At 64.6% G+C, this 4,219-nt stretch carries 3 protein-coding genes and 2 pseudogenes; 3 read left to right on the top strand and 2 right to left on the bottom strand.

Translation table 11 applies throughout. From position 1 onward, the window contains the following. Nucleotides 1-291 (bottom strand): annotated as a pseudogene (locus ABSG20_RS31030) (ATP-dependent DNA ligase); the annotation flags it as partial. Beyond that, nucleotides 288-1,328 (bottom strand): ligase-associated DNA damage response exonuclease, encoded by a 1,041-nt coding sequence (locus ABSG20_RS31035; RefSeq protein ID WP_423868270.1) that lies wholly within the window; start codon nt 1,326-1,328, stop codon nt 288-290. The pseudogene ABSG20_RS31030 and the gene ABSG20_RS31035, both read right to left, overlap by 4 nt. A gap of 74 nt (nt 1,329-1,402) precedes the next feature. Between ABSG20_RS31035 and ABSG20_RS31040 the strand changes: the two genes are divergently transcribed. The 3 genes and pseudogenes from ABSG20_RS31040 to ABSG20_RS31050 form a co-directional block, all read left to right on the top strand. Beyond that, the gene (locus ABSG20_RS31040; protein ID WP_423868268.1) at nt 1,403-2,329 is read left to right on the top strand and encodes a class I SAM-dependent DNA methyltransferase; all 927 of its coding nucleotides are present in this window, start codon (nt 1,403-1,405) and stop codon (nt 2,327-2,329) included. A 142-nt stretch (nt 2,330-2,471) separates the two neighbouring features. Further along, nucleotides 2,472-3,692: an ABC transporter substrate-binding protein gene (locus ABSG20_RS31045; RefSeq protein ID WP_423868269.1), complete on the top strand. Its 1,221-nt coding sequence runs from the start codon at nt 2,472-2,474 to the stop codon at nt 3,690-3,692. 138 nt (nt 3,693-3,830) lie between these two features. Beyond that, nucleotides 3,831-4,219, top strand: a pseudogene (locus tag ABSG20_RS31050) (DNA ligase-associated DEXH box helicase); the annotation flags it as partial.

A 4,219-nucleotide genomic window follows, 5' to 3' on the forward strand; every position in this document is an offset into this window, starting at 1 on the left:
TCGCGGGGGGAGGGGAGCAGATTTGGGCCACATCAGCGCTACCGTCTCCGAGAGATCGCCGACGTAATCATAGGACAGCGCGAACAGCACCGGGTCGGTGCGATCGGTGATCAGATCGCGGATCAATCCCGGCTTGGCGTGCTTGAACGAAAGCGCACCCGTCAGGGCTGCGAGCGCGTAGCCGCGATCGGGATCTCCGACCTCGCGAAAATAGCGCGTGATCAGCCGCAGCTTGTTGTTGCGGCCGGGCTCGTAGGCGAGGCGGTCGAGCAATTCGGCAAAGCGGTTCATGCCTCGGCGTCCTCGCCCGCAGGCCCGGCATCGCCTTCATCCTCTTCGCCATAGCCCACCAGGTCGAGCGGACGCGCGGCGAGACCTCTGCTCTTGCACCAATGCACCAGCGCGTCTTCCTGGCCGTGGGTGACCCAGACTTCACCCGCGCCTGTGGCAGCGATGGTCGCGGTCAGTCCGTCCCAGTCGGCATGATCCGAGATTACCAGCGGCAATTCGACGCCGCGCTGCCGCGCGCGGGCGCGCACCCGCATCCAGCCCGACGCAAACGCCGTGACCGGATCGGGAAACCGGCGGGTCCAGACATCGGAGATCGCCGAGGGCGGCGCCAGCGTGATGGTAGCGGCGAGATCGGCCTTCTTCATGCTTTTGACCGGGCGCAGGTCACCCAACGCGACGCCGCGGCTCTGGTAATAGCGGGTGATCTTTTCCATCGCGCCGTGCAGGTAGATCGGCGCGTCGTAGCCTGCGGCGCGAACGAGCGCGATCACGCGCTGCGCCTTGCCAAGCGAATAGGCGCCGACCAGATGCGCGCGCTCCGGGAACAGTGCGACCGAAGCCAGCAGTTTTCTGATTTCGCCGGCCGCATCGCCGTGACGAAATACCGGCAAGCCAAAAGTGGCCTCGGTGATGAACACCTCGCAAGGCACGACTTCGAACGGCGCGCAGGTCGGGTCAGGCGCATCCTTGTAGTCGCCGGAGGCAACGATGCAGGTGCCATCGCAGGATACGGCGATCTGCGCCGAACCCAGCACATGGCCGGCGGGATGTAGCCTGATGCTGACGCCGCCAAGCCGCAATTCCTCGCCATAGGCGATGGCTTGCGTGGAACCGGCAAAATGACCGCCGTAGCGCAGCCGCATCATATCGAGCGTCTGCTGCGTTGCCAGCACCGCGCCATGGCCGGATCGAGCGTGGTCGGAATGGCCGTGGGTGATGATGGCGCGCTCGACTGGTCGCACCGGATCGATATGGAAGCCGCCGGGCTTGCAGCACAGGCCGGCATTATCCGGGATCAGAATGTCTTGCGGGCGCATCCTGACTATATAGGCTGACGTCGGATTCATTCGAGTCCTGCCCCGACCTTTGAAACCCTCAACCGGTTCTGATGATGCCCGCGCGCCTGTTCCTGTCCTCCGGCGATCTGATGGCCGACCGGCGCTTCGATTTTGCCCGCGATCTGCAGCTCAAAGGCGATCTTGTCGCCGCCGCCGACCTGCTGCTGCAGGCCACCGAACTGGCCCCCCGCTTTGCTTCCGCCTGGTTTACGCTTGGGCAAATTCGCGAACGGCTAGGCCTGCGCGAGCAGGCCATCGCGGCCTTTCGCAACGCGCGGCAAGCCGACCCCGAGGACCGGCACGGCGCCAGCCTGCGGCTGATGCTGTTGGGGGCCGAGCAGGTATCGGCCATGCCGCAGGCCTATGTGCGTGCGCTATTCGATCAATATGCCTCGAAGTTCGAGGCGGCGCTGGTCGACCATCTCGGCTATCGCGGTCCGGCGCTCTTGTTCAAGGCCGTGCTGGCGGCGCGGCATGCGGCGCAAATGCCGGCTTTCTTCAGGCGCGCCATCGATCTCGGCTGCGGCACCGGGCTTGCAGCCGCGGCCTTCGCCAGCGGGGCCGATCATTTCACCGGCATCGATCTGTCGCCGCGCATGATCGAGCGGGCGCGCGCAACCGGGCTTTATGCGGCGCTCGAGGTGACGGAAATGGTGGAGGGATTGCGCCGCAAAGCCGACGCCAGCGCCGAACTCATTCTCGCCGCCGACGCGATGGTCTATCTGTCCGACCTGGCGCCGCTGCTGCGCGGGGCGCGGCGCGTGCTCGTCGAAGGCGGCCTCTTGGCGTTCACGCTGGAAACCCATGGCGGCGAGGGCGTCATCCTCGGCCGAGGGCTGCGCTATGCCCATGGGGCGCAATACGTGCGCGCATCGATCGGGGCTGCCGGGCTGACGCTGGCGCGGTTCGAACAGCTGTCAGCCCGCAACGAGGACAACGCGCCGGTACCCGGTCTGGTCGTGGTCGCGGCCAGGAGCTGAATCAGGAGCTGAATATCGTCTCACGGAATTCGCGCCTGCTTCGAAAGCGCAAGCGGCATGGCGGCGCAAATCCTTAGAACTTCGCTATTGCCGGAACCGCGCGAATGTTGATCAATGCTTGCTCCAGGGAGAAACAAAAGCAATGAACAACGATCAGTCGAGGCGCGATTTTTGCGCCACCGCCATCGCCACGATCCTGGCGACCGCCACATCTGTCAAGGCCGCCGAGAAGAAATACGATCCTGGTGCCAGCGACACCGAAATCAAGCTCGGCCAGACCGTCCCGCACAGCGGTCCGGGTTCGCTCTACGGCGTGCTCGGCCGGGTCGGCGAAGCCTATTTCCAGATGCTGAACGAAAGCGGCGGCATCAACGGACGCCAGATCAAGTTCTTTACCATGGACGATGCCTACAGCGCGCCGAAATGCGTTGAAGCGACGCGGCGGCTTGTCGAGCAGGAGGAAGTGCTCGCCCTGTTTGGCTCCCTCGGCACCGCGCCGCAGACGGCCGTTCATAAATATCTCAATTCGAAAGGCGTGCCGCAACTCCTGCTCAATACCGGGGCGTCGAAATGGAATGATCCGAAGAACTACAAGTGGACCATGGCGGGCTTGCCGCTCTATCCGACCGAGGCGCGGATTCTGGCCAAGCACGTCGTCGGCGTGAAGCCGGATGCCAAGGTCGGCATTCTCTACCAGAACGACGATTTCGGCCGCGATTTCCTCGGTCCCTTCAAGAAGGTGCTGGCCGATGCCGGCGGGACCGCGAAGGTGATCATGGAGCAGCCCTACGATTTGACCGAGCCGACGGTCGATAGCCAGCTCATCAACCTCTCGAAGTCGGGGGCGGACGTTTTCTACAACATCACGACCGGCAAGGCGACGTCGCAGTCGATCCGCAAGGTGGCCGAGCTCGCCTGGAAGCCGCTGCAGCTGCTTTCCGCGGGCTCTACCGGCCGCTCGATCCTCAATGCCGCGGGCTTAGAGAATGCGACCGGCATCGTCGCCATCCGCTATTCCAAGGATGCCGGCGTGCCGCGCTGGGCCAACGATCCCGATGTGCTGGCATTCGAGGCGTTGCGCAAGAAATATCTGCCCAATGTCGATCCGGACAATACCATCGCGTTCGCAGGTTATGGCCAGGTGGTGACGATGGCTGAAATCCTGCGCCGCTGCGGCGACGATCTGACCCGCGAAAACGTGTTGAAGCAGGCCTCGAACCTTAACGGCTTTCATTCGCCGTTCTTCCTCGACGGCATCACCTACAGCTACACCCCTGACGACTACACGCCGATGAAGACGCTCTACATCTCGATCTTCAACGGCCAGGACTGGGATATTTCCGACCGGCCGGTGACGGAGTAGCTGAACGCTGATGCGGGGCCTTGACGAAGCGGCCGTGGCGGCCTCTCGTATTGAAGCGTTTCTTTGACGCGAACCGGTATCAACCTCGCATCAATTGCGGGGCTGGCTTTCGCTGGAAAACGCTATAAGTCTCGGACCGTGCCGCCCCGCGTCTTGCCCAATTCTCCGGAGCCTTCGGCCGAGCTGCTGCCGGACCTGTTTCGCCGATGGTTCGGCGCACGCGGCTGGTCGCCGCGCGAGCATCAATTGGCCCTGCTGGCCAAGGCCCGCGACGACCGCTCCGCGCTCCTGATCGCGCCCACCGGCGCCGGCAAGACCCTGGCCGGATTCCTGCCGACGCTGGTGGAGCTGTCTGCTCCCCTCCCCCCGCGCAGCGGCGGGGAGGGGTCGGGGGTGGGGGGTGCTTCAACGAGCTCGGTGCGCGTGGGAACACCCCCCACCCCCGACCCCTCCCCGCCACGCGCTGCGCGCGCGGGGGGAGGGGAGAAGTCACCGTCCCGCAACGCCATTTCCCGCAGCGTCATCTC

It is taken from the genome of Bradyrhizobium sp., assembly GCF_049512235.1.
Classification (GTDB): Bacteria; Pseudomonadota; Alphaproteobacteria; order Rhizobiales; family Xanthobacteraceae; genus Bradyrhizobium.

Excerpts from the sequence above, each read along its gene's own strand:
- ABSG20_RS31035 (WP_423868270.1), bottom strand. The coding sequence starts at position 1,328 with ATGCGCCCGCAAGACATTCTGATCCCGGATAATGCCGGCCTGTGCTGC.
- ABSG20_RS31040 (WP_423868268.1), top strand. The coding sequence starts at position 1,403 with ATGCCCGCGCGCCTGTTCCTGTCCTCCGGCGATCTGATGGCCGACCGG.
- ABSG20_RS31045 (WP_423868269.1), top strand. The coding sequence starts at position 2,472 with ATGAACAACGATCAGTCGAGGCGCGATTTTTGCGCCACCGCCATCGCC.